General features: G+C 58.2%; 19 protein-coding genes and 5 tRNA genes. 22 read left to right on the top strand and 2 right to left on the bottom strand.

Features of this window, described 5'->3' with window-relative positions; genetic code table 11:
• Positions 1 to 33 precede the first annotated feature (33 nt).
• The 21 genes from trpC to AC4BBN_RS11680 all read left to right on the top strand — a co-directional run bounded on the left by trpC (position 34) and on the right by AC4BBN_RS11680 (position 21391).
• Positions 34 to 828, top strand: coding sequence for an indole-3-glycerol phosphate synthase TrpC (gene trpC, locus AC4BBN_RS11780; protein WP_490592167.1), 795 nt, complete (start codon positions 34 to 36; stop codon positions 826 to 828).
• Positions 829 to 852: 24 nt separating this feature from the next.
• The gene (locus AC4BBN_RS11775) at positions 853 to 1671 is read left to right on the top strand and encodes a uracil-DNA glycosylase (protein ID WP_490592166.1); all 819 of its coding nucleotides are present in this window, start codon (positions 853 to 855) and stop codon (positions 1669 to 1671) included.
• Between the two features lie 86 nt (positions 1672 to 1757).
• A tRNA-Tyr gene (locus AC4BBN_RS11770) sits at positions 1758 to 1843 on the top strand.
• Between the two features lie 97 nt (positions 1844 to 1940).
• Positions 1941 to 2014: transfer RNA gene (locus AC4BBN_RS11765), tRNA-Gly, on the top strand.
• A gap of 61 nt (positions 2015 to 2075) precedes the next feature.
• Positions 2076 to 2150 (top strand) — tRNA-Thr (locus tag AC4BBN_RS11760).
• A gap of 42 nt (positions 2151 to 2192) precedes the next feature.
• A complete protein-coding gene (gene tuf / locus AC4BBN_RS11755; protein WP_490591558.1) occupies positions 2193 to 3383 on the top strand; it encodes an elongation factor Tu in 1191 nt (396 codons plus the stop codon).
• Positions 3384 to 3389: 6 nt separating this feature from the next.
• Positions 3390 to 3465, top strand: a tRNA-Trp gene (locus AC4BBN_RS11750).
• 98 nt (positions 3466 to 3563) lie between these two features.
• Positions 3564 to 3947: a preprotein translocase subunit SecE gene (gene secE, locus AC4BBN_RS11745; RefSeq protein ID WP_490592862.1), complete on the top strand. Its 384-nt coding sequence runs from the start codon at positions 3564 to 3566 to the stop codon at positions 3945 to 3947.
• Positions 3947 to 4534 (top strand): transcription termination/antitermination protein NusG, encoded by a 588-nt coding sequence (nusG, locus tag AC4BBN_RS11740; protein WP_490592165.1) that lies wholly within the window; start codon positions 3947 to 3949, stop codon positions 4532 to 4534. Before secE ends, nusG begins: the two co-directional genes overlap by 1 nt.
• Positions 4535 to 4664: 130 nt before the next feature.
• Positions 4665 to 5096, top strand: a complete 432-nt coding sequence (rplK, locus tag AC4BBN_RS11735; protein WP_092762877.1) for a 50S ribosomal protein L11 — start codon at positions 4665 to 4667, stop codon at positions 5094 to 5096.
• Positions 5097 to 5792 (top strand): 50S ribosomal protein L1, encoded by a 696-nt coding sequence (gene rplA, locus AC4BBN_RS11730; protein WP_490592164.1) that lies wholly within the window; start codon positions 5097 to 5099, stop codon positions 5790 to 5792.
• A gap of 233 nt (positions 5793 to 6025) precedes the next feature.
• Positions 6026 to 6565, top strand: a complete 540-nt coding sequence (gene rplJ, locus AC4BBN_RS11725; protein ID WP_490592163.1) for a 50S ribosomal protein L10 — start codon at positions 6026 to 6028, stop codon at positions 6563 to 6565.
• 93 nt (positions 6566 to 6658) lie between these two features.
• Positions 6659 to 7030, top strand: coding sequence for a 50S ribosomal protein L7/L12 (gene rplL, locus AC4BBN_RS11720; RefSeq protein ID WP_490592162.1), 372 nt, complete (start codon positions 6659 to 6661; stop codon positions 7028 to 7030).
• A 265-nt stretch (positions 7031 to 7295) separates the two neighbouring features.
• Positions 7296 to 11408: a DNA-directed RNA polymerase subunit beta gene (gene rpoB / locus AC4BBN_RS11715; protein ID WP_490592161.1), complete on the top strand. Its 4113-nt coding sequence runs from the start codon at positions 7296 to 7298 to the stop codon at positions 11406 to 11408.
• Between the two features lie 26 nt (positions 11409 to 11434).
• Complete coding sequence (rpoC, locus tag AC4BBN_RS11710; protein ID WP_490592160.1) at positions 11435 to 15658, top strand: DNA-directed RNA polymerase subunit beta'; 4224 nt, start codon at positions 11435 to 11437, stop codon at positions 15656 to 15658.
• A 118-nt stretch (positions 15659 to 15776) separates the two neighbouring features.
• Positions 15777 to 16328 (top strand): LemA family protein, encoded by a 552-nt coding sequence (locus AC4BBN_RS11705; RefSeq protein ID WP_490592159.1) that lies wholly within the window; start codon positions 15777 to 15779, stop codon positions 16326 to 16328.
• 28 nt (positions 16329 to 16356) lie between these two features.
• The gene (gene rsmB / locus AC4BBN_RS11700) at positions 16357 to 17712 is read left to right on the top strand and encodes a 16S rRNA (cytosine(967)-C(5))-methyltransferase RsmB (RefSeq protein ID WP_490592158.1); all 1356 of its coding nucleotides are present in this window, start codon (positions 16357 to 16359) and stop codon (positions 17710 to 17712) included.
• Positions 17672 to 18304, top strand: a complete 633-nt coding sequence (locus AC4BBN_RS11695; RefSeq protein ID WP_490592157.1) for a DUF4390 domain-containing protein — start codon at positions 17672 to 17674, stop codon at positions 18302 to 18304. The genes rsmB and AC4BBN_RS11695 overlap by 41 nt, the downstream gene beginning before the upstream one ends.
• Positions 18301 to 20556 (top strand): sensor histidine kinase, encoded by a 2256-nt coding sequence (locus AC4BBN_RS11690; RefSeq protein ID WP_490592156.1) that lies wholly within the window; start codon positions 18301 to 18303, stop codon positions 20554 to 20556. Before AC4BBN_RS11695 ends, AC4BBN_RS11690 begins: the two co-directional genes overlap by 4 nt.
• Before the next feature lie 46 nt (positions 20557 to 20602).
• Complete coding sequence (locus tag AC4BBN_RS11685; protein ID WP_490592155.1) at positions 20603 to 21292, top strand: response regulator; 690 nt, start codon at positions 20603 to 20605, stop codon at positions 21290 to 21292.
• A 23-nt stretch (positions 21293 to 21315) separates the two neighbouring features.
• Positions 21316 to 21391 (top strand) — tRNA-Phe (locus AC4BBN_RS11680).
• A 525-nt stretch (positions 21392 to 21916) separates the two neighbouring features.
• Here the strand turns inward: AC4BBN_RS11680 and AC4BBN_RS11675 are convergent.
• Together AC4BBN_RS11675 and AC4BBN_RS11670 are read right to left on the bottom strand one after the other, a co-directional pair.
• Positions 21917 to 22183, bottom strand: coding sequence for a Txe/YoeB family addiction module toxin (locus tag AC4BBN_RS11675; RefSeq protein WP_490592154.1), 267 nt, complete (start codon positions 22181 to 22183; stop codon positions 21917 to 21919).
• A gap of 4 nt (positions 22184 to 22187) precedes the next feature.
• The gene (locus tag AC4BBN_RS11670; RefSeq protein ID WP_490592153.1) at positions 22188 to 22442 is read right to left on the bottom strand and encodes a type II toxin-antitoxin system Phd/YefM family antitoxin; all 255 of its coding nucleotides are present in this window, start codon (positions 22440 to 22442) and stop codon (positions 22188 to 22190) included.
• 77 nt (positions 22443 to 22519) lie between these two features.
• Between AC4BBN_RS11670 and AC4BBN_RS11665 the strand changes: the two genes are divergently transcribed.
• Positions 22520 to 24799, top strand: a complete 2280-nt coding sequence (locus tag AC4BBN_RS11665; RefSeq protein ID WP_490592152.1) for an FUSC family protein — start codon at positions 22520 to 22522, stop codon at positions 24797 to 24799.
• Positions 24800 to 24801 lie beyond the last annotated feature (2 nt).

The raw sequence follows: 24801 nt of genomic DNA, 5'->3' as shown, positions 1-24801 counted from the left end.
GCAGCCCGACCCATCTGAACCTGCCCAAGCCCCATGTCCGACATCCTGAACAAAATTATTGACGTCAAGCGCGAAGAAATCGCCCAAGCCAGCAAGCGTAAGCCCTTGGCGGAAATGCGTGCCGACGCTGAATCCCGCGTGCTGACCCGAGATTTCGTGGGTTCGATTCGAGCAAAGATCGCCGCGGGACAAGCTGCAGTGATCGCCGAGATCAAGAAAGCCAGTCCGTCCAAAGGCGTCATCCGTGCAGACTTCATTCCCGCAGACATCGCCCAGAGCTATGCGGAATATGGAGCTGCCTGTCTTTCGGTGTTGACCGACAAACAGTTTTTCCAGGGCCAGATCGACTATCTCAAGCAAGCACGCGCCTCCTGCCAACTGCCGGTACTGCGCAAGGATTTCATGGTCGACGCGTACCAAATATACGAATCCCGCGCCATGGGGGCCGATTGCATCCTGTTGATCGCGGCCGCGCTGGACGACGCGCAGATGGCTGACTTTGAAGCCATTGCCCGCACCCTGGACATGGCAGTGCTGGTGGAAGTGCACGACGCAGCAGAGCTACAACGAGCCCTGAAGCTGAAAACCCCCTTGGTAGGCGTGAACAACCGCAATCTGCGAACCTTTGAAGTCAGCGTAGAAACCACACTGGCACTGCGTAAAGACGTACCTGGCGATCGTATCCTTGTCACCGAGAGCGGCATCATGACCCCTGCCGATGTGCAGCGCATGCGTGATGCAAAAGTGGACGCTTTCTTGGTTGGCGAAGCCTTCATGCGCGCCGAAGAGCCCGGAGCCGCACTGTCCAAACTATTTAGCCTGGACTGACTTACGGCATCCGAGACACCCCGAATGCCGACGCCGGCCCAAGCCCAGCGACAACTGGCGTTGCTCGACGCTTCAGATGCCGTGCCAAGTTTGCGCACATGGCCCCCAGAACCAGGAGCCGTGGCACCTGACTGGCAAGCAACGGTGGCGCTGTTTTGGGCCAGCCCCCAGGGCAAGAAGCTGTCGCAGTTTGTCACCACGCGCCTGGCCGAGCAGGCGATCATTTACCCACCCGAACCACTGCGAGCCCTACGACTAACGCCATTGAACTCCGTGCGCGTAGTCATATTGGGCCAAGATCCCTACCACGGCCCAGGCCAAGGCGAAGGTCTAGCCTTCTCTGTAGCGCCAGGCGTCATACCTCCTCCCTCGCTCCGCAATATCTTTAAAGAACTGCACCAGGAAGGATTGCGCCCCGCACACCAAGTCAGCACCAACGGATCCCTCACATCCTGGGCACAACAAGGCGTACTGCTCCTAAACACCTGTCTGACGGTGGAAGACGGCCACCCCGCCAGCCATGCAAAAAAGGGATGGGAAGCACTCACGGACGCCATCGTTGCGCAAATCGCTCAAACCGCGCAAATCTGCGTCTTCATGCTGTGGGGCGCCCATGCCCAGGCCAAGGCCCCCATGGTTCAGCAACTGGCGGCTGCACATAGTCGCAATATTTTGATGTTGCAGGCCAACCATCCATCCCCCTTGTCGGCGAATCGTCCGCCGACACCATTCATGGGGTGCGGCCACTTCCAGGCTGCCAATGATTTTTTGGTACACCATGGAGCCCAGCCGATTCATTGGAACAACATACTGCAAGCAGAATTTCGAAGCTATCACGCATAGACAAGAAAGCACGCTATAATAGAAAGCTATCGAACATAGACGCACAAAATGCAACAGCATTGTGATGCTATAATTCGAAGTTCGCCGGAGAGGTGGCCGAGTGGTTAATGGCAGCAGACTGTAAATCTGCCCTCTTACGAGTACGCTGGTTCGAATCCAGCCCTCTCCACCAGCGACAAGCTTGCTTGCGAGCTGTGAGTTTTTTGATGTGTTGATGCGCGTTTTTGGATTTAGCGGCGGCGTTTCGCATAGAAGTTTCGACTTCATATGCGGGAGTAGTTCAATGGTAGAACCCTAGCCTTCCAAGCTAATGACGCGGGTTCGATTCCCGTCTCCCGCTCCAAAAGCGATCGTCGGCGCGAAAGTTTTGTTTAGGTTGCTGCGAATTTGCGGCAACTTGAAATGCCCATTTGGCTCAGTGGCAGAGCACTCCCTTGGTAAGGGAGAGGTCCCGGGTCCGATTCCCGGAATGGGCACCAATATTTCGGTTGATTTGGTTTGTTTTTTTCGGAGTCGAAAAAATGGGAAAAGAAAAGTTCACGCGTACCAAGCCCCACGTCAACGTGGGCACGATCGGTCACGTTGACCACGGCAAGACCACGCTGACAGCCGCCATCACCACCGTGCTGGCAGCCAAGTTCGGCGGCTCGGCCAAGGCCTACGACCAAATCGACGCGGCACCTGAAGAAAAGGCCCGCGGTATTACCATCAATACCGCCCACGTCGAATACGAAACCGCCAACCGCCACTACGCCCACGTGGACTGCCCAGGCCACGCTGACTATGTGAAGAACATGATCACCGGCGCTGCTCAAATGGACGGCGCTATCTTGGTGTGCTCGGCTGCTGACGGCCCAATGCCCCAGACCCGTGAACACATCCTGTTGGCTCGCCAAGTGGGCGTGCCTTACATCATCGTGTTCCTGAACAAGTGCGACATGGTGGACGACGCCGAACTGCTCGAACTCGTTGAAATGGAAGTGCGCGAGCTGCTCGACAAGTACGATTTCCCAGGCGATGACACCCCCATCATCCACGGCAGCGCCAAGCTGGCCATGGAAGGTGACAAGGGTCCTCTGGGCGAAGAAGCCATTATGAAGCTGGCCGATGCACTGGACAGCTATATCCCCCTGCCAGAGCGTGCAGTTGACGGCGCGTTCCTGATGCCTGTGGAAGACGTGTTCTCCATCTCCGGCCGTGGTACCGTGGTGACCGGTCGCGTTGAACGCGGCATCGTCAAGGTCGGCGAAGAAATCGAAATCGTCGGTATTGCTGACACCCAAAAGACCACCTGCACCGGCGTGGAAATGTTCCGCAAGCTGCTGGACCAAGGCCAAGCGGGCGACAACGTCGGCATCTTGCTGCGCGGTACCAAGCGCGAAGACGTGCAACGCGGCCAAGTGCTGTGCAAGCCAGGCTCGATCAAGCCACACACGCATTTCACTTCGGAAATCTACGTGCTGAGCAAAGATGAAGGCGGCCGCCACACACCTTTCTTCAACAACTACCGTCCCCAGTTCTACTTCCGTACCACGGACGTGACCGGTGCGATCGCGTTGCCAGAAGGCAAGGAAATGGTCATGCCAGGCGACAACGTGTCGATCACCGTCAAGCTGATCAACCCCATCGCCATGGAAGAAGGTCTGCGTTTCGCCATCCGTGAAGGCGGCAAGACCGTCGGCGCCGGCGTGGTTGCCAAGATCATTGCTTAATTTTGTAGGGGCGTAGCTCAATTGGCAGAGCGTCGGTCTCCAAAACCGAAGGTTGATGGTTCGATTCCTTCCGCCCCTGCCACCTAATCTCTAAAGGTGGCGATAAACAAAGCCCGTCATGACCTGACGGGCTTCTGTGTCTCAGGACACACCATGTATCAGAAGCAGGAAAAGCCAAAAATGGCCACCCCACAAGTTGAAACAGTAAACACCAACGCAGACAAAGCCAAACTAGGCTTGTCTGCCGCGCTGGTTATTGCTGCATTGGCCGCCTTTTACCTCCTCAGCAAACAGGGGCAAATTGTCCAATGGGGAGCATTGATAGTTGGTATAGCCGCAGCTATTGCTTTGTTTATGGCATCCGAACCTGGTAAGCAATTGCTGGTGTTTGGGCGCGATGCTTGGCGAGAGGTCAAGAAGGTTGTCTGGCCTACCCGCAAAGAGGCCACACAGATGACACTTTACGTCTTCGGCTTTGTGGTCATCATGGCCTTGTTCCTCTGGCTCACTGATAAGACGCTGGAGTGGGTTTTTTACGACTTGATTCTGGGCTGGAAAAAGTAATGACTGATGTTGTAGAAACCGGCGCAGCAGAAACGCCCGCCACCCCCGTTAATCCAGACTTACGCTGGTATATCGTGCACGCTTACTCCGGAATGGAAAAAGCAGTCGAACGCAATATTACCGAGCGCATCCAACAGTCTGGCATGCAGCAAAAGTTTGCGCGTATTCTTGTTCCAACAGAAGAAGTCGTTGAAATCAAGAATGGTCAGCGCAAGACCACAGAACGCCGTCTATTCCCAGGCTATGTTTTTGTCGAAATGGTCATGGATGACGAGTCCTGGCATTTGGTCAAGCACACAAATAAAGTGACTGGCTTTGTTGGCGGAGCTAAAAACCGCCCTGCCCCAATCTCTGAATCTGAAGTTCAGAAAATTGTGAGTCAAATGCAAGAAGGCACGGACAAGCCCCGCCACAAGGTGGAATTCTTGGTTGGAGAGTTTGTGCGTGTGAAGGAAGGTCCTTTCACCGACTTCAATGGCTCCGTAGAAGAGGTGAACTACGAAAAAAGCAAAGTTCGCGTCTCGGTCACCATTTTTGGTCGAGCCACACCGGTTGAGCTGGAATTCAGTCAGATCGAAAAGACCTGATCCTTCGTTCCAAATTTTAGGATTCCAAGCTTTACGACTCGGCTTGGATGTTTTAAGAGTCGCAACCCCGGGGAGCTGATGTATGTCTGTTATGACGACCATCAGCGATATCACCCGCAAGGAGTAAAAAATGGCGAAAAAAATCGTCGGTTTTATCAAGCTGCAAGTTCCAGCAGGTAAGGCTAACCCATCCCCCCCGATCGGCCCCGCACTGGGTCAACGTGGTCTGAACATCATGGAATTCTGCAAAGCATTCAATGCGCAGACCCAAGGTGTTGAGCCCGGCTTGCCTCTGCCAGTGGTTATCACGGCATTCGCAGACAAGAGCTTCACTTTCATCATCAAGACGCCCCCTGCGACCGTTTTGATCAAGAAGTCGATCAAGCTCGACAAGGGCTCTTCCACGCCACACAGCGCCAAGGTCGGCAAGATCACCCGCGCTCAACTGGAAGAAATTGCAAAGACCAAGATGAAGGACATGACGGCCGCCGATTTGGACGCCGCCGTTCGCACCATCGCAGGTACCGCCCGTTCCATGGGTGTGAATGTGGAGGGCGTGTAAATGTCCAAATTGACAAAAAAGCAAAAAGCCTTCGTTGGCAAGATTGATACCACCAAGCTGTACCCTTTGGGTGACGCTTTGGCCATCATCAAAGAATGCGCAAATGCCAAGTTCGATGAGTCCATCGACGTCGCAGTGCAACTTGGTATAGATGCAAAGAAATCAGACCAAGTGGTGCGTGGCGCTGTCGTGTTGCCCAACGGCACCGGCAAAACCAAGCGCGTTGCAGTGTTCGCCCAAGGAGCCAAGGCAGAAGAAGCCAAGGCTGCTGGTGCAGACATCGTCGGTATGGACGACTTAGCTGCAATGATCAAGGCGGGTGATATGCCTTTTGACGTTGTGATTGCTGCTCCTGATGCAATGCGTATTGTCGGAACCTTGGGCCAAATCCTAGGCCCACGCGGCTTGATGCCCAACCCAAAGGTTGGCACGGTAACGCCAGATGTCGCAACGGCTGTGAAGAACGCGAAAGCTGGTCAAGTCCAGTTCCGTGTTGACAAAGCCGGTATCGTGCACAGCACGATTGGCCGCCGCTCGTTCGACTCTGACAAGTTGCAAGGTAACTTGGCTGCGTTGATCGACGCCTTGGCAAAAGCTAAGCCTGCATCCAGCAAGGGTTTGTATTTGAGAAAAGTTGCGGTTTCGAGCACGATGGGTGTGGGCGTTCGCGTCGACACGCAAACCATCGCAGCGTAATCGCAAAATTTGGAGGCTTTGAGAAAAGGCTCCAAAGTGGTGGGTCGTCGGGATATTTCTATCCAGGCGAGCCATCCAAGACCGTTGGTGTGCAGCTTGTCTGCGCTTAATCAGTGAAAACCAACGCAGATGGCGATCCCGCTGCAGATGGAATATGTTCCTAAACAGTTGGTCGCTGCAAAGTAGTGTGTTGAACGGCAATCAGCCGAACGGCACTTTTTAAGGAGTAGACCTTGAGTCTTAATCGCAGTGAGAAAGAAGCGGTCATTACCGATGTGACCAGCCTCGCCGCTAAAGCTCAAACGCTCGTGATGGCGGAGTACCGTGGCATCACGGTCGCTGACATGACCAAATTGCGCTCGGCTGCGCGTAGCAACGGTGTGACCCTCAGCGTGTTGAAGAACACTCTGGCTCGCCGTGCTGTAGCAGGCAGTGCATTTGAAGTTGTGTCCGACCAGATGACCGGTCCGCTGATCTATGGCTTTTCTGTTGACGCCGTCGCCGCCGCAAAAGTGGTGGCTGAGTTTTCGAAGACCAACGACAAGTTGGTAATTCGTGGTGGCGCTTTCGGCGGAAAAGTTCTGGACGTAAACGGCGTTAAGCAGTTGGCAAGCATTCCTTCTAAGGAAGTTTTGCTGGCTCAATTGCTGGGCTTGATGCAGTCCCCCATTTCGCGTACGGCACGTGTGCTGGCCGCTCTGGCGGACAAGAAGGGCGCAGGCTCTGCAGCCGAGGCAACCACCGAAGCGGCTGCAGAAGTTGCTCCGGCCTAACGTAGTTGTTACGGTCGATATTGACAAAAACTTTGTTGGATAGTGCTTTGCATATGCGAAGTCTGTCCCCAACTGAAATTACTGGAAATCAAAATGGCATTCGATAAAGACGCATTTTTGACCGCGCTGGACAGCATGACGGTCTTGGAACTCAACGACCTGGTGAAAGCCATCGAAGAGAAGTTTGGCGTGAGCGCTGCCGCCATGGCTGGCCCCGCTGCTGCCGCTGGCCCAGCCGCTGCTGCCGAAGAAAAGACGGAGTTCAATGTTGTGCTGGTCGAAGCTGGCGCCAACAAGGTGTCGGTCATTAAGGCTGTGCGCGAAATCACCGGCCTGGGCCTGAAAGAAGCTAAGGACCTGGTTGACGGCGCCCCCAAGGCAGTCAAGGAAGGCATTGCCAAGGCTGACGCTGAAGCAGCTCTGAAGAAGCTGGTGGAAGCCGGTGCTAAGGCTGAATTGAAGTAATCAAGTTACTTTGCCGAGGCTGGGAGCTCCAAAAGGGCTCCCAGCCTTTGGCGCTTGTAAGAGAACACTGAAAAGTAGCGCTGGTCGTTCTTTTTCAGTGTCTTCTGGCTCCGACTGCGGAAGATGCCTTGGTTCGGATTGCGTGCAATGCGCAATCGTCCGCCATGGTTGGTAGTGGCCAACCGCCAAGTTTGTTGCGCATGATGCGCAAAACGACAGTTGACAGGCCCCCTTGGACCCCCAGTCCTTGCCCCCCGGAGATCTCATGGCTTATACGTACACCGAACGCAAACGCATTCGTAAAAATTTCGGAAGTCGCGACAGCGTACTTGAAGTCCCCTACTTGTTGCAGATGCAAAAAGATGCTTACACCGCATTTTTGCAAGCCGATATCGCCCCCCAAAAACGTACCGTAGAAGGTTTGCAGGCGGCATTCGACGCAGCATTCCCAATCGTTTCCCACAACGGTTTTGTGGAAATGAAGTACGTTGAATACAACCTCGCCAAGCCTGCATTCGACGTACGCGAATGCCAGACGCGCGGCCTGACATTTGCATCTGCAGTGCGGGCGAAAGTACAGCTGGTCATTTATGACCGCGAGTCTTCCACCTCCCAGTCCAAGGTCGTCAAGGAAGTCAAAGAGCAAGAAGTCTATATGGGTGAAGTGCCCTTGATGACTGAAAAAGGCTCGTTCATCATCAATGGCACGGAGCGTGTCATCGTATCGCAGCTGCATCGTTCGCCCGGTGTGTTTTTCGAGCACGACAAGGGTAAAACCCACAGCTCGGGGAAGCTGCTTTTCTCTGCACGCGTGATCCCATACCGTGGCTCCTGGCTCGACTTCGAGTTCGACCCCAAAGACATTCTGTACTTCCGGGTGGACCGCCGCCGCAAGATGCCGGTCACCATTCTGCTCAAAGCGATTGGATTGACCCCCGAATCCATTTTGGCGAACTTCTTCGTCAACGATAACTTCCGCCTGATGGACAGCGGCGCACAAATGGAATTTGTCGCCGAACGTCTGCGCGGTGAAGTGGCACGTTTCGACATCACGGATAAAACCGGCAAGGTGGTCGTCGCTAAAGATAAGCGCATTACCGCTCGCCACACCCGTGATATGGAGCAATCCAACACGACCCACATCAGCGTGCCTGAAGACTTCCTGGTGGGCCGCGTGGTTGCCAAGAATATCGTTGATGCTGACACCGGTGAAATCATTGCCAAGGCCAACGAAGAGTTGACCGAAGCACTGCTAAAGAAGCTCCGCGGTGCTGGCGTGCAAGATTTGCAATGCATTTACACCAACGAATTGGACCAAGGCGCTTACATTTCGCAAACCTTGCGTAGCGATGAAACCGTGGACGAATTTGCCGCCCGCGTTGCCATCTATCGCATGATGCGTCCTGGCGAGCCACCGACGGAAGACGCAGTGCAGGCGCTGTTCCAACGTCTGTTTTACAACCCCGATACCTACGACCTGTCGCGTGTTGGTCGTATGAAGTTCAACGCCAAGATGGGCCGTAACGAGTCCACCGGCCCCATGGTGCTGACCAACGAAGACATCCTGGCGGTCGTTAAGATTCTGGTGGATCTGCGCAATGGCCGCGGCGAAGTAGATGACATCGACCATTTGGGTAACCGCCGCGTGCGTTGCGTCGGTGAACTGGCAGAAAACCAATACCGTGCAGGTTTGGCACGCATTGAAAAAGCCGTGAAGGAGCGCCTGGGTCAAGCAGAGCAAGAGCCCCTGATGCCGCACGACCTGATCAACAGCAAGCCGATTTCTGCGGCCCTGAAAGAGTTCTTCGGTGCGTCGCAGTTGTCTCAGTTCATGGACCAGACCAACCCGCTGGCAGAAATCACCCACAAGCGCCGTGTTTCGGCCCTTGGCCCGGGCGGTTTGACCCGTGAACGTGCTGGCTTCGAAGTGCGTGACGTGCACGTGACCCATTACGGACGCGTATGCCCGATTGAAACGCCTGAAGGCCCAAACATCGGCCTGATCAACTCCTTGGCTTTGTATGCGCGCCTGAACGAATACGGATTCATTGAAACGCCGTACCGTCGTGTGGTGGACAGCAAGGTCACCAACGACATCGACTATCTGTCGGCTATTGAAGAAGGCAAGTACGTCATTGCCCAGGCCAATGCGGCTCTGGACAAAGAAGGCAAGCTCACTGGTGACCTGGTTTCTGCGCGTGAAAAAGGCGAATCCATCTTGGTCGGCGCCGAACGTGTGCAGTACATGGACGTGTCGCCAGCACAAATCGTTTCCGTGGCGGCTTCGCTGGTTCCTTTCCTGGAGCACGATGATGCAAACCGCGCATTGATGGGCGCCAACATGTCGCGCCAGGCTGTGCCCGTACTGCGTCCTGAAAAGCCCCTGGTTGGTACTGGCATTGAACGTGTTGCAGCAGTCGATTCCGGCACCGTGGTAACCGCAACCCGTGGTGGTATCGTTGACTATGTCGATGCAACACGTATCGTGATCCGCGTAAACGACGCTGAAGCCGCGGCGGGTGAAGTGGGTGTGGACATCTACAACCTGATCAAGTACCAACGTTCCAACCAGAACACCAACATCCACCAGCGCCCCATCGTCAAGAAGGGCGACAAACTGGTTAAGGGTGATGTGATTGCCGACGGCGCATCCACCGACTTCGGTGAAATCGCCATTGGTCAGAACATGCTGATCGCCTTCATGCCATGGAACGGCTACAACTTCGAAGACTCGATTTTGATCTCCGAACGCGTGGTTGCGGATGACCGCTACACCTCGATCCACATCGAGGAATTGGTCGTGATGGCTCGTGACACCAAGCTAGGCGCGGAAGAAATCACCCGCGATATTCCCAACCTGAGCGAGCAGCAGCTGAACCGTCTGGACGAATCCGGCATCATCTACGTGGGAGCAGAAGTGCAACCCGGCGATACCCTGGTCGGCAAGGTCACACCCAAGGGCGAGACCACCCTCACGCCAGAAGAAAAATTGCTGCGCGCCATCTTCGGCGAAAAAGCTAGCGATGTGAAAGACACTTCCTTGCGTGTGGACCAAGGCTCACAAGGCACGGTGATCGACGTGCAGGTGTTCACCCGTGAAGGTATCGTGCGCGACAAGCGCGCCCAACAGATCATCGATGATGAACTGAAGCGCTTCCGCCTGGATTTGAACGACCAATTGCGTATCGTGGAAGCCGACGCGTTCGACCGTATCGAGAAACTGTTGACTGGTAAGGTTGCCAATGGCGGCCCGCAAAAGCTGGCCAAAGGCACCAAACTCGACAAGGCATATCTGTCCTCGGTGGAAAAGTTCCATTGGTTCGATATCCGCCCTGCAGACGAAGAAGTGGCAACCCAGTTGGAGTCCATCAAGAACTCTCTGGAACAAACCCGTCACAGCTTCGACCTTGCCTACGAAGAAAAGCGCAAGAAGCTGACACAAGGCGACGAGCTGCCCGCTGGCGTGCTGAAGATGGTCAAGGTTTACCTGGCCGTGAAGCGCCGCCTGCAGCCTGGTGACAAGATGGCCGGCCGCCACGGTAACAAGGGTGTGGTGTCCAAGATCGTTCCGGTCGAAGACATGCCTTACATGGCCGACGGTACGCCATGCGACATTTGCTTGAACCCGCTGGGCGTGCCATCACGGATGAACGTCGGTCAGGTTCTGGAAGTGCATTTGGGTTGGGCTGCCAAGGGTATTGGTCAACGCATTGGCGATATGCTGCAAGCCGAAGCCAAGGTCGCAGAAGTCCGCAGCTTCATGGACAAGCTGTACAACGGTTCTGGCCGCAAGGAAGACCTGAGCCAACTCAGTGACGAAGAGGTTCTGAACATGGCTGCGAACATGTCACACGGCGCCACCTTCGCAACGCCTGTGTTCGATGGTGCTTCTGAAGAAGACATCCGAGGCATGCTGCAGTTGGCCTACCCGGACGACATCGCAAAGCACAAAGGCCTGACTGCTACGCGCACCCAGGCAAATCTGTTCGATGGCCGCTCGGGTGAGCCTTTTGAACGTCCAACCACCGTGGGCTATATGCACTTCTTGAAGCTGCACCATTTGGTCGACGACAAGATGCACGCACGTTCTACAGGTCCCTACAGCTTGGTTACGCAACAACCATTGGGCGGTAAAGCCCAGTTCGGTGGCCAACGTTTCGGGGAAATGGAAGTGTGGGCACTGGAAGCGTATGGCGCGTCCTACACCCTGCAGGAAATGCTGACCGTGAAGTCCGACGACGTGGTGGGCCGTACCAAGGTGTACGAAAGCATCGTCAAGGGCGAACACGCTATTGAAGCAGGCATGCCGGAATCGTTCAACGTGCTGGTCAAGGAAATCCGTTCCTTGGGTCTGGACATCGAACTCGAGCGTAGCTAATTGCGGACAAGAAAAGGATTTAACACATGAAATCATTACTCGACCTGTTCAAGCAGTTCACCCCCGATTCGCATTTCGATGCCATTCGGATCGGTATGGCTTCGCCCGAAAAGATCCGTTCGTGGTCTTTCGGTGAGGTCAAAAAACCTGAGACCATCAACTACCGTACATTCAAGCCGGAGCGTGATGGTCTGTTCTGCGCCAAGATTTTTGGCCCTATCAAGGACTACGAATGCCTGTGCGGCAAGTACAAGCGCCTCAAGCACCGCGGTGTTATCTGCGAAAAATGCGGCGTTGAAGTTACACAGACCAAGGTTCGCCGCGAGCGTATGGGCCACATCGATCTGGCCGCACCTTGCGCCCACATCTGGTTCCTGAAGTCGCTGCCATCGCGTCTGGGCCTGGTGCTGGACATGACGCTGCGCGACATTGAACGCGTGCTGTACTTTGAAGCATATGTAGTCACCGACCCTGGCATGACCCCGCTGAAGAAATTCGCGATCATGTCGGAAGACGACTTCGATGCGAAGACGAAGGAATACGGCGACGAATTCGTGGCCAAGATGGGTGCGGAGGGCATCAAGGACTTGCTGGAAGCGATCGAAATCGATTCGTCCATCGAGCGCCTGCGCAACGACCTGACCGGTTCCGAAGTCAAGATCAAGAAGAACGCCAAGCGCCTCAAGCTGCTAGAAGCATTCAAGAAGTCAGGCATCAAGCCTGAATGGATGGTGCTGAATGTGCTGCCCGTGCTGCCACCAGACCTGCGTCCATTGGTGCCCCTGGACGGCGGCCGTTTCGCGACCTCCGATTTGAACGATCTGTACCGTCGCGTCATCAACCGCAACAGCCGTCTGCGCCGTCTGCTGGAACTGAAGGCTCCGGAAATCATTGCCCGCAACGAAAAGCGCATGCTGCAAGAAGCTGTCGATTCGCTGTTGGACAACGGTCGCCGCGGCAAGGCCATGACCGGCGCCAACAAGCGTGCACTGAAGTCCCTGGCCGACATGATCAAGGGCAAGAGCGGTCGTTTCCGTCAGAACTTGCTGGGCAAGCGCGTCGACTACTCTGGCCGTTCGGTCATTGTGGTGGGCCCAACCCTCAAGCTACACCAGTGCGGCCTGCCTAAGCTGATGGCTCTGGAACTGTTCAAGCCGTTCATCTTCTCGCGCCTGGAAGCCATGGGCATTGCGACCACCATCAAGGCGGCCAAGAAGGAAGTGGAATCTGGCACGCCCGTGGTGTGGGACATTCTGGAAGAGGTGATCAAAGAGCACCCCATCATGCTGAACCGTGCGCCTACGCTGCACCGTTTGGGCATCCAGGCTTTTGAGCCTATCCTGATCGAAGGCAAAGCCATCCAGTTGCACCCACTCGTCTGCTCGGCATTCAACGCCGACTTTGACGGTGACCAAATGGCTGTCCACGTACCCTTGTCGGTAGAAGCGCAGATGGAAGCCCGCACGCTGATGCTGGCCTCGAACAACATCTTGTTCCCTGCCAACGGTGAACCATCGATCGTGCCAAGCCAGGACGTGGTGCTGGGTCTGTACTACACGACCCGTGACCGCGTAAATGGCAAGGGCGAAGGTCTGATCTTCTCCGATACCGGTGAAGTGCAGCGCGCATTTGACGCAGGCCAGGTCGAACTGACGGCCCGCATCAACGTCCGCCTGACCGAGTACACCAAGGACAAGGCCACCGGCGAGTTTGTGCCATCGACCAAGCTGTGGGAAACCACCGCCGGCCGTGCGCTGCTGTCCGAGATCCTGCCCAAGGGCCTGCCTTTCTCCAACATCAACAAGGCGTTGAAGAAGAAGGAAATCTCCAAGCTGATCAACGTGTCGTTCCGCAAGTGCGGATTGAAAGAGACCGTAGTCTTTGCCGACAAGCTGTTGCAAAACGGTTTCCGTCTGGCAACCAAGGCCGGTATCTCGATCTGCATCGACGACATGCTGGTGCCGCAAGAAAAGCACGGCATCATTGCCCGCGCTGAAAAGGAAGTCAAAGAGATTGCCAACCAGTATGTGTCTGGTCTGGTGACGGCTGGCGAGCGCTACAACAAGGTGGTGGACATTTGGGGCAAGGCCGGTGACGAAGTCTCCAAGGTCATGATGGCCCAGCTCTCCAAAGAGAAGACCATTGACCGTGACGGCAAGGAAGTCGAACAAGAGTCCTTCAACTCCATCTACATGATGGCCGACTCTGGCGCCCGCGGTTCTGCAGCCCAGATTCGCCAGGTGGCCGGTATGCGGGGTCTGATGGCCAAGCCGGACGGCTCCATCATTGAAACGCCGATTACCGCGAACTTCCGCGAAGGTCTGAACGTGTTGGAGTACTTCATTTCCACCCACGGTGCCCGTAAGGGTCTCGCGGATACGGCTTTGAAGACCGCCAACTCGGGTTACCTGACCCGTCGTCTGGTGGATGTGACGCAGGACTTGGTCGTGACCGAGAATGACTGCGGTACGGCCAACGGCTACCTGATGCGCGCCATCGTCGAAGGCGGTGAAGTCATCGAATCGCTGCGCGACCGCATCCTGGGTCGTACCGCCGCAGAAGATGTGCTGCACCCAGAAGACCGCTCGGTTCTGGCTAGCGCCGGCGCCATGATGGACGAGGACATGCTCGACATCCTGGAAACCGCTGGTGTGGACGAAGTCAAGGTGCGCACGGCGCTGACCTGCGCTACCCGCTTTGGTATCTGCGCCAAGTGCTACGGCCGCGATCTGGGTCGTGGTGGTCTGATCAATGGTGGCGAGGCCGTGGGTGTGATTGCTGCGCAATCCATCGGCGAACCTGGTACCCAGCTGACCATGCGTACCTTCCACATCGGCGGTGCGGCATCCCGTGCGGCCATCGCCTCCAGCGTGGAAGCAAAGTCCAACGGCACGATCGGCTTCAACGCCACAATGCGTTACGTGACCAACAGCAAGAACGAGTTGGTCGTGATTGCCCGCTCCGGTGAAATCATCATCACCGAGCATGGCCGTGAACGCGAACGCCACAAAGTGCCTTACGGCGCTATTCTGTCGGTCAAGGTGGACCAGGCTGTCAAGGCCGGCACCATTCTGGCCAACTGGGATCCGCTGACCCGCCCCATCATTACCGAGTTCGCTGGTACCAGCAAATTCGAGAATGTGGAAGAAGGTCTGACGGTCGCCCGCCAAGTGGACGAAGTGACCGGTTTGGCAACTCTGGTGGTTATCGATCCGAAGCGCCGTGGCGCTGCCAAGGTTGTGCGTCCGCAGGTCAAGCTGATCGACGCGTCGGGTAACGAAGTGAAGATCACCGGTACAGACCACTCAGTGACCATCGGCTTCCCCGTCGGCGCGCTGATCCAGGTGCGCGACGGCCAGGAAGTGGGCCGCGGCGAAGTGCTGGCACGGATCCCGATCGAAGGTCAAAAGACCCGCGACATTACCGGCGGTTTGCCACGTGTGGCCGAATTGTTCGAAGCCCGTACACCGAAGGACAAGGGCATGCTGGCCGAAATGACCGGAACCGTGTCGTTCGGCAAGGAAACCAAGGGCAAGGTTCGCCTGCAGATCACCGATCCAGAAGGCAAGGTCTGGGACGAACTGATCCCCAAGGAAAAGAGCATCCTGGTGCACGAAGGCCAAGTGGTCAACAAGGGCGAAAACATTGTGGACGGCCCAGCCGACCCGCAAGACATTCTGCGCTTGCTGGGCATGGAAGAGCTGGCCCGCTACATCGTGGACGAAGTCCAGGACGTGTACCGCTTGCAAGGCGTGAAGATCAATGACAAGCACATTGAAGTGATCGTGCGTCAGATGCTGCGCCGCGTGGTGGTAGAGAACGCAGGTGACTCTGGTTACATCAACGGCGAACAAGTGGAACGCAGTGAAATGCTCGACACCAACGACGCACTACGCGCCGAAGGCAAGATCCCTGCTGTATTCACCAACCTGCTGCTGGGTATTACCAAGGCATCGCTGTCCACCGACAGCTTCATCAGCGCCGCGTCCTTCCAGGAAACCACGCGCGTGCTGACCGAAGCCGCCATCATGGGCAAGCGCGACGAGCTGCGTGGTCTGAAGGAAAACGTGATCGTCGGCCGCCTGATCCCCGCAGGTACCGGCATGGCTTACCACCAGGCACGTGTGGCCAAGGACCTGATGGACGACGCCGAGCGCCGTGCCATCGCCGAAGCCGAAGCGGCTGAGCTTGCAGGAACGCAAGATGAAACTGCCAGCGTGGAAGTCAGCGAAGGCCACGTCGGAGAGTAACGAAAGCCGACGGCCTTAAGCCAAGCACCTCAAGCCCTCAACGGGGCTTGGGGTGTTTTTTTATGGGGCCTGGCTTACGTGACATCCTTCTCCCCGCTTTGTACTGGAAGCTCTGCCGTTGACCTCTTCAACCATCATCTGGTGGTGTCTATTAGCCACCTTGCTATTTTGGTCTGTAGGCGCCTACAACCGGCTGGTTCGGCTGCGCTCGCAGGCGTCTCGTACTTTTGCGGCCATCGCACTGCAGTTGCCGCGCTATGCTGAGATCATTGCAGCCGCTCAAACCTTAGATACCCCTTCGGACAGCCCCTCGGTTGAGAAGGCATCCGACCAAGGATGGGCGGGGCTGCTCGGTGCGCTCCAGCAACTCACTGCCACCCTGGCAATGGCGCGCGATCGCCCCTTGCAGGCACCGGCCATCCGCGCCTTGACTGCAGCCGATGAAGTGGTGCAAAACGCCTGGCTACGGGTCTGCGCAGACGGACGCAGCCAGGACGGCGCCCCCCTCCCCGCTAGCCTGCTCTTGCAATGGCAAGATGCAGAACAGCAGGTACAGCACGCGCGCATTGCCTTCAGCGAGGCCGTACACAGCTATAACGCCGCCATTGCGCAATTTCCGGCCCGGCTATTGGCTTGGCTGTTTGGCTTTCGCATGGCCCAAGCATTTTGAAACTCTGCCACCCGAGATACTTTCACCTATGACCGAATCCCCCGCGCAGGGTCAAAAAATGGCGCCGCACAATGCCGCGCCGATTCCTCTTTGGCGCCAACTGCAAGCTGCAGCGGACGTCTTGCTTGCCATCCGTGGCGGGGCGTCGGCCACGCCCTCTTTGGCGGCCGTCAATGGCCTCCTGCGCCCCGGGGTGCAGGCTATCGTGTTCCATACCCTGCGCAACCTGGGCCGCGCCGAAGCCCTGCGTTTGCAGCTGGCGCGCCGCGCACCACCGGCGCCGGCAGACGCGCTGCTGTGCACAGCCTTGGCTCTGGTTTGGCTTGACGGCGAAGCGCCCTATGAAATCTTCACGCTGGTGGACCAAACGGTGGAGGCTGCACTACGTGGCAAAGCCAAGGCGCAGGCCAGCTTCATCAACGCCTGCCTGCGCCGCTTTTTACGGGAGCGAGAGGCGCTGGTGGCGGCTACCAACCGCGACCCGGTGGCATTGTGGAACCACCCCCGTTGGTGGATTCAGCGGCTCAAGCAAGAGCAGCCACAGCAGTGGCAAAACATCTTGCAAGCCAATAATACGCACGCCCCCATGAGCCTGCGGGTTAATGCAAGAAAATCGACTCCAGCGCAGGTAATATCTGTGCTGGCAGCTATGAATATTGCAGCAACCCCGGTCGGCGCTTCTGGCGTACTCCTGGCCAACCCCATGCCGGTCCAGCAGATCCCGGGCTTTGCCGAAGGCGCCGTCTCGGTACAAGATGCCGCCGCACAACTAGCCGCGCCCTTGCTGTTGCAGGGCTGGGACCTGAGCCAGCCCTTGCGCATTCTGGACGCCTGTGCCGCCCCGGGTGGCAAGACCGCCCACCTGCTGGAGTTGGCCAACGCAGACGTCACCGCCCTGGACATCGACCCGCTTCGCTGCGAACGCATTGGCCAGAATCTGCAGCGCCAGGGCTTGAACGCCACGGTGCGGGCGGCCGATGCCAACCAACCCGCCAGCTGGTGGGACGGCCAGTTGTTCGATGCCATCTTGCTGGATGCGCCCTGCACTGCGTCCGGCATCGTGCGCCGCCATCCGGATGTGCGCTGGCTGCGCCGCGAGACCGATATTGCCCAATTGGCCGCCATACAGGCCAGCCTGCTGCAACAGCTTTGGCCTCTGGTACGCCCCGGTGGACGCCTGCTCTACTGCACCTGCTCGCTGTTCCATGCGGAAGGGCGCGACCAGGTGGAAACGTTCCTTGCGCGCCACACCGACGCGCTTTTACAACCCTCACCCGGGCACTTAATCCCCCACACTACGACTTCGGCGGATACCCTAGCCGACAATGTTCTGTGTGATAACGATGGATTCTTTTACGCGTTACTGGAAAAGCGTGCGGCTTAGCCGGGTCCTGCTGCGCTTGTGCGCCTATGTTGTGCTGTGCCTGCAGACCCATGTCTGGGCCGAAAACACCATTGTGGAAATCAACCAGATGCAGGTAGAGCGCGAAGACGGCGGCGTGTTTTTCTCCGCCAACCTGAAGTTCGAGCTGCCCAGCCTGGTAGAAGATGCCTTGCACAAAGGCATCCCCATGTTCTTTGTGGCCGAGGTGGAAGTTCTGCGTGACCGCTGGTACTGGTACGACCGCAAGCAGGCCTCGGAGGCGCGCCATATGCGTCTGGCCTATCTGCCGCTGACACGGCGCTGGCGCCTGAACGTTTCTCCGACCCCCATAGGCAATAGCGGGCTGGGCGTGACGCTGAGCCAGAACTTCGAATCCCTGTCTGACGCACTCACCTACATACAGCGCTTTTCCCATTGGAAAATTGCCGACGCAACCGATGTCGAGTTCGATGGCAAGACCCACCTGGACTTCAGCTTCCGCCTGGATGTATCACAGCTCCCCCGACCGTTCCAGATCAGCACCTTGGGCCAGGCCGACTGGAGCCTCTCCGGCAGCCGCAATATCCGCCTAGGACAAGAAGGCGGCAAATGAAGCAGCCATCCGCACGTAGTGCGCAAAGCAGCACCCGCGCACTACGCTGGGCGGTGGTGGTCGGCGTCGTGGTGGCTATGGCGGTAGGGTTGATTCTGCTGCTGCTGCTGACCCAATCCACCAGCAATCGGGCTTTATTCGAACGCAATTACACCCGCCTTTTTGCTGTCAACGTCGTGGTGGCGGCCACCTTGCTCTCGGTGATTGTGTGGATGGCTGTGCGCCTGTTGACGCGGCTACGCAAAGGCAAGTTCGGCAGCCGCTTGCTGGTCAAACTAGCCACTATTTTTGCGCTGGTCGGCCTGATGCCAGGCTTGCTGATCTATGTGGTGTCCTACCAATTCGTGTCCCGCTCCATCGAGAGCTGGTTTGACGTCAAGGTGGAAGGCGCGCTGGACGCCGGCGTGAACCTGGGTAGAACGACCCTGGATGTATTGGCCAATGACCTGGCCGACAAGGCCCGTAGCGCCAGCCGGCAGCTCTCGGATACCCCGGATGCCGCCGCTGGCCTGACACTGGAGCGCATGCGCGACCAGCTCAGCGTAAATGACGTGGTGCTGTGGAATGCCAGTGGACAGCCGATTGCCAGCGCCGGCCAATCTCGCTTTCTACTGAATCCGGAGCACCCCAGCAGCCAACAACTGCGCAATGTGCGCAGCCAGAAGGCTGTTGCTTCTATCGAGGGCCTGGACGAAACCGGGCTTACACCGGGCACGCCAGCACAAATCAAGGCATTGGCGGTCGTGGCCAGCCCGGGCGTGGGGCTGCTGGCAGAGCCACGTTACCTGCAGCTCACCCAAACCCTGCCCCAGCAACTGGTGGACAACGCTCTGGCGGTGCAAGCCGCCAACCGCGAGTACCAGGAGCGCGCCCTGGCCCGTAACGGGCTCAAACGCATGTACATCGGCACGCTAACACTGAGCCTGTTTTTGGCCGTCTTCGGCGCGGTTCTGCTGGCCGTGGTGCTGGGCAACCAGCTAGCGCGTCCACTACTGCTGCTTGCGGAAGGTGTGCGGCAGGTGGCTGCCGGGGATCTGACGCCCAAGTCGGTACTACAGGGTAAGGATGAGCTCGGTGGATTGACGCGCTCCTTCGCCGACATGACACAGCAACTTGCGGACGCACGTTCGGCGGTGGACCACAGCATGGCCCAGGTCAGCGCCGCGCGGGCCAATCTGCAAACCATTTTGGACAACCTGACTGCCGGTGTGATCGTGCTGAGTCAGCAGAATGTCATCGAATCCAGCAACCCAGGTGCCACCCGCATCCTGCGCGTACCGCTGGCTGCGTACGAGGGCAAGCCACTCGCCGAAGTAACGGGGCTGGAACATTTCGCGCAGCGCGTACAAGAGCAATTTTCCGCCTTCGCCAGCGAGCAAGCACACCACGGGCTGGACCATTGGCAGCAGTCGTTTGAACTGAACGGCACGCAGTCACCATTTGCACAAGATGCTATTGTTTTAATAGCGCGAGGTGCTGAACTACCTGGCAGCAACCGGTTGCTGGTATTTGATGATGTCTCCGAGATGGTATCGGCCCAACGTGCCCAGGCCTGGGGCGAAGTCGCACGCCGACTGGCGCACGAAATCAAGAACCCGCTGACGCCCATTCAGCTGTCTGCGGAACGGCTGGAGATGAAGCTCACTGGCAAGGTGGCCGACCCGGAACAAGCCTTGCTCACCAAATCCGTCAAAACCATTGTGGACCAGGTCGAAGCCATGAAACGCCTGGTCAATGAATTCCGAGACTATGCCCGGCTACCTAGTGCGGATCTCAAGCCACTCGACCTGAACCACCTCGTACAGGACGTGCTGCAGTTGTACGATGCATCTGCAGTGCAAATCTCCGCCGAACTCGACGATCTATGCCCTCCGATTCTGGGCGATGCAGAACAGCTGCGCCAGGTCATCCACAATCTGCTACAGAATGCGCAAGATGCCTCCGAAGCCAAGGCCGCATCCGGCCAAACGCAGCAAGTTCTTTTGCGCACACAATGGATTCCCAGCGTACAACGCGTGCGCCTGACGGTGAACGACCACGGCTCCGGTTTTCCAGAAAATATCTTGAAGCGCGCTTTTGAGCCCTACGTGACCACTAAGAGCCGAGGCACCGGACTTGGACTCGCTGTCGTCAAGAAAATCGCCGATGAACACGGCGCCCGTATAGACCTCTCCAACCGCATCGCAGATGGTATGGTGGTTGGGGCGCAAGTATCGTTATCATTCTCCATACACAACAAAGCAGCTGCCTAACACGCGCTGCAACGTTTTATTTTCATTCGGGAACGCGCTCTCAACCATGGCAAACATTTTGGTCGTCGACGATGAACTCGGCATACGCGATCTCCTCTTCGAAATCCTCAACGATGAAGGCCACAACGTCGAACTTGCAGAGAATGCCGCCGAGGCCCGAGCTGCACACCTACGCACGCGCCATGATTTGGTCTTGCTGGACATCTGGATGCCCGATACGGACGGCGTCTCCCTCCTGAAAGAATGGGCGGCTACCGGCACACTCACCATGCCCGTCATCATGATGAGCGGGCACGCCACCATCGACACCGCCGTAGAAGCGACCCGCATAGGCGCTTATTCTTTCCTGGAAAAGCCCATCACACTCCAGAAGCTGCTCAAAGCCGTAGAACTTGGCCTGACACGCAACGCCACACGCAAGCCAGCTGCCCCAACGCCAACCCACCCCGTCGAGCTCAAAGCCGCAGCCTCCGAATTACCCAGCGAACTTGCCAGCATCGGCTTGCAAACACTACATAACGCTGACGGAAGCCCACATGCTCAACAGACGTTCAACCTGGACAAGCCATTGCGCGAAGCACGAGATGGCTTCGAGAAAGCCTACTTTGAATTCCACCTCGCCCAAGAAGGTGGATCCATGACACGCGTAGCCGAACAAACCGGTTTAGAGCGCACACATCTGTATCGGAAACTAAAGCAACTAGGAATAGATCTTAGCCGTGGAAAACGCACTTAAATTTGGTATATAATAGTGGTCTTGGCCCGGTAGCTCAGTCGGTAGAGCAGAGGATTGAAAATCCTTGTGTCGGCGGTTCGATTCCGTCCCAGGCCACCAAACAATCCTTATGGATACCAAAAAGCCTGCTATCTAATACATAGCAGGCTTTTTCATTGCTGCTCCATGTTGCCACCAAGTGGTCGGCGGTACGGTTTTTTGCACCGCGCAGCTCCTCCTGCCATGCGTACAAAAGAAAACCCACACGCAGCGGGTTTGTCATTCGGTCTAATGGCTCCAGGCCATTGCTGACCTTCTCGATCATGACCCGGATTCCGTGGGCGCCGAACTTGCATTTATCGCCCTTTTTGCGCACGTCTTGCTGCGGCATGCGTTGGCCAATCGCTCTGCCCCACGGGTCCATGCCTTCCAGCCGGCGCACAGCAGCACCACATAGTCCCTTTGTTTCCAACTGCAACTTTGTTTTATGTGTCCGTACAAGCCCCGAACGCCGAGGATGCCGTCTTCCAAATATAGAAATTTGGCCAGCCCGTACACCGCCCAGCCAAGGGACACATCACATGGCCAGCCCCAGTTTCAGAGGCCCATACTTAATCAGCTCAGGTCTGCCGCGTGTGCGCAGCCTCAATAGTCGTAATGCCCCCGGCAAGCCACCACATCCAGATCGGCATCGTCCACGGCATACACCAGCCGATGGGTTTCATCGATACGCCGGCACCAATAGCCGGCCAAGTTGCCCAGCAGCGGCTCTGGCTTGCCGATACCGGCGAAGGGCTCGCACACCGTGGCTTCGATCAGGGTGTTGATACGCTTCAGGGTTTTCTTGTCTTGGCCCTGCCAATAGGTGTAGTCGACCCACGCCGCCGGGGTGAAGCGAATGGAGCGCGCCACCGGTTTAGCCTTTGGCCAGTTCCCGGCGCACAGCCTTGCCGGCCTTGTGCTGGGCGATGGACTTCGCCAAATGGGCGGCATTCGCGGGGGTGGACAGCAAATGCATGGTTTCCATGATGCTTTGGTAATGGTCCAGCGACATGACCACGGCGTCCGCACCGTCTCGGCGGCTGATGATCGTGACATCAGCGTCGTCGCTCACAGCATCCAGCACCGATTTCAGCGAGCTGCGGGCTTCCGAATAGGTAATGATGCGCATGAAAGCCCCCTCAAACTTGTACAAAAACCAGTGCAAGTATAAACCTGCGTCAGCTTGAGTCTGCTAAATTGACCAGCATGCCCCCTGTATCCCGCCAGATAGACCCCAACCTCTCCACCCGCCTCCTCTCCCGAGGCGAAAACTTCCTGCGCGTGGCGCTGAGCCACTACGTGGCCAATGGACTGAGCGTGACGCTGGGGCTGATCGCCATCATGTTGCTGATCTTTGAGGCGGCGGGTCTGGCGGGGGCGTCCAGCGCGGCGGTGGGGGTGCTTATTACCAGTCTGCCGGACGTACCCGCGCCGCGCCGGCGCAAGATCATGCAGATGTTGCCGGCGCCGCTGCTGGGCACGCCGCTGTTCATGCTGGTGCAGCTAGTACGCGAAGACGTGCTGCTGCTGGGCGTGGTGCTGGTGGCGGGCACGTTCCTGGCGGTGATGGTGATGGCCTGGGGCAAGCGCGGCGGGCCGCTGACGTTTTCGCTGCTGTTCTCGATGCTGTTTTCCATGGCCGCGCCGCCCGTGGGCGAGCTGGACCAGATAGCGGTGCACGGCGGCTGGTTTGCGCTGGGTGCGGGGCTGTACCTGGTGTGGGGTGTATGCACCACGCACTGGCTGAACCGGCGCTACCGCGTACAGCTGCTGGCCGAGTGCATGCACAGCTTTGCGCAGATTCTGCGCACCCAGGCGCAGCGCTTCTCGCCCAGCGCCGACCCGCAGGCGCTGCTGGCCAAAATGCTGGAGCAGCAAGCCACTTTTGCCGAACACCTGCAAAACACACGCGACGTGGTGCTGGAGTCGCCCACCAACCCGGCGCGCATGCGCATGGCGGCGGTGCTGCTGGGCCTGCTGGAGGCGCGTGACCACCAGCTGGCCTGCGACCTGGACCTGGACATGCTGCTGCTGGTAGAGAGCAGCGCCGTGCGCCTGCCCGCGCTGCAGCAGGTGCTGAACACCACCGCACTGCAGCTGGAGCAGCTGAGCCTGTCGCTGCTGCTGGGCAAGCGCTTGCAGGCGCTGGCGCCCATCGCCCCGCTGCGTGGCGACCTGATCCAGTCGCTGCCGCCGCGCCACAGCTTCATGGACGAGGCCGTGCTGCCGGCCGAGCGGCGCGCCGTGGCCCTGCTGCACAGCATGGCCGACCGCATCAGCCACATCAACGACGAGGCGGTGCGCATAGCCGCCCTGGCGCGCGGCGACGTGCCGCCCGAACTAGCGGCGGTGCGCACGCAATGGCAGCTGTTTGTGAGCCCCACGCGCTGGGCCTGGGCGCCACTGCTAGGCCAACTGACCTGGCGCGCCCCCACGCTGCGCTATGCGCTGCGCGCCACGCTAGCGGTGGGTGCAGGCTACCTGGTGTCGCAACACCTGCCCTGGGCGGCGCACAAGTACTGGATATTGACCACCATCGTGGTGGTGATGCGCGGCAACCTGGCGCAGACGCTGCAGCGGCGCGATGCGCGGGTGGCGGGCACGGTGCTCGGCTGCCTGATGGTGATGGGGGTGCTGGCCACGCACCCCGGCGCGCGCACCCTGCTGGCCATTACCGCGCTGTCCATGGGGCTGGCCCATGCGTTTGCGCTGCGGCGCTACCTGTACACCACTATTTTTGCCACGCTGGCCGGGCTGTTGCAGGCGCACATGCTGCTGGTGGGCGTGGCGCCCAGCTTTGCCGTGGTCGAGCGCGTGGGCGACACGCTGCTGGGCGCGGCGCTGGCCTGGATCTTCAGCTACGTGCTGCCGGCCTGGGAGCGAAACCAGCTGCCCGGCCTGGTACGGCGCAGCATGCAGGCGCAAAGCCAGCACGCCAAGCTGGCCCTGGCGCTTAGCGAGCCGGCACAGGCGTCAGACCTGCCCTGGCGGCTGGCGCGGCGCGAGGCATATGACAGCCTGTCGGCCCTGACGATGGCCACCCAGCGCAGCCTGGCCGAGCCCAGCCAAGTGCGCCCGCCGCTAGCGCCGCTGGAGGCGGTGCAGGCCCGCAGCTACCGGCTGCTGGCGCAGCTGACGGCCATCAAATCCCTGCTGCTGCTACGCCGTCCCCAGCTGGACATGGCGGTGGCCGGGCCAGCCCTGCAAAAGGCCGCGCAGCAGATCACCGATGCACTAGCCGCCCCGCCCAAGGACGCACCCGACACGATCATGACCGGACTGGACGGCGAAGCGGGTGGTGGCGTGGGCAGCGCCGACATGGACGAAGAAAGCCCTGAAGCGCTGATAGAGCGCCCCTTCCAGCCCCGGCCCGACCCGCTGCAGCAAGACGACCTGACACCCTGGCTGATGCGCCGCCTGGCCCTGGCCACCGGCATGGCGCGCGACCTGCGCCGCGCCGCCACGCAAGCCCAGCGGGTGGGCTGAGC

The sequence above is a fragment of the Rhodoferax sp. SPJ21 genome, from assembly GCF_058216335.1.
This window is presented reverse-complemented; position numbering and strand designations above follow the sequence as displayed.

Bases quoted from the DNA above. Each gene is read 5' to 3' on its own strand.
- trpC (WP_490592167.1), top strand. From the start codon at position 34: ATGTCCGACATCCTGAACAAAATTATTGACGTCAAGCGCGAAGAAATC.
- AC4BBN_RS11775 (WP_490592166.1), top strand. From the start codon at position 853: ATGCCGACGCCGGCCCAAGCCCAGCGACAACTGGCGTTGCTCGACGCT.
- tuf (WP_490591558.1), top strand. From the start codon at position 2,193: ATGGGAAAAGAAAAGTTCACGCGTACCAAGCCCCACGTCAACGTGGGC.
- secE (WP_490592862.1), top strand. From the start codon at position 3,564: ATGGCCACCCCACAAGTTGAAACAGTAAACACCAACGCAGACAAAGCC.
- nusG (WP_490592165.1), top strand. From the start codon at position 3,947: ATGACTGATGTTGTAGAAACCGGCGCAGCAGAAACGCCCGCCACCCCC.
- rplK (WP_092762877.1), top strand. From the start codon at position 4,665: ATGGCGAAAAAAATCGTCGGTTTTATCAAGCTGCAAGTTCCAGCAGGT.
- rplA (WP_490592164.1), top strand. From the start codon at position 5,097: ATGTCCAAATTGACAAAAAAGCAAAAAGCCTTCGTTGGCAAGATTGAT.
- rplL (WP_490592162.1), top strand. From the start codon at position 6,659: ATGGCATTCGATAAAGACGCATTTTTGACCGCGCTGGACAGCATGACG.
- rpoB (WP_490592161.1), top strand. From the start codon at position 7,296: ATGGCTTATACGTACACCGAACGCAAACGCATTCGTAAAAATTTCGGA.
- rpoC (WP_490592160.1), top strand. From the start codon at position 11,435: ATGAAATCATTACTCGACCTGTTCAAGCAGTTCACCCCCGATTCGCAT.
- rsmB (WP_490592158.1), top strand. From the start codon at position 16,357: ATGACCGAATCCCCCGCGCAGGGTCAAAAAATGGCGCCGCACAATGCC.
- AC4BBN_RS11695 (WP_490592157.1), top strand. From the start codon at position 17,672: ATGGATTCTTTTACGCGTTACTGGAAAAGCGTGCGGCTTAGCCGGGTC.
- AC4BBN_RS11690 (WP_490592156.1), top strand. From the start codon at position 18,301: ATGAAGCAGCCATCCGCACGTAGTGCGCAAAGCAGCACCCGCGCACTA.
- AC4BBN_RS11685 (WP_490592155.1), top strand. From the start codon at position 20,603: ATGGCAAACATTTTGGTCGTCGACGATGAACTCGGCATACGCGATCTC.
- AC4BBN_RS11670 (WP_490592153.1), bottom strand. From the start codon at position 22,442: ATGCGCATCATTACCTATTCGGAAGCCCGCAGCTCGCTGAAATCGGTG.
- AC4BBN_RS11665 (WP_490592152.1), top strand. From the start codon at position 22,520: ATGCCCCCTGTATCCCGCCAGATAGACCCCAACCTCTCCACCCGCCTC.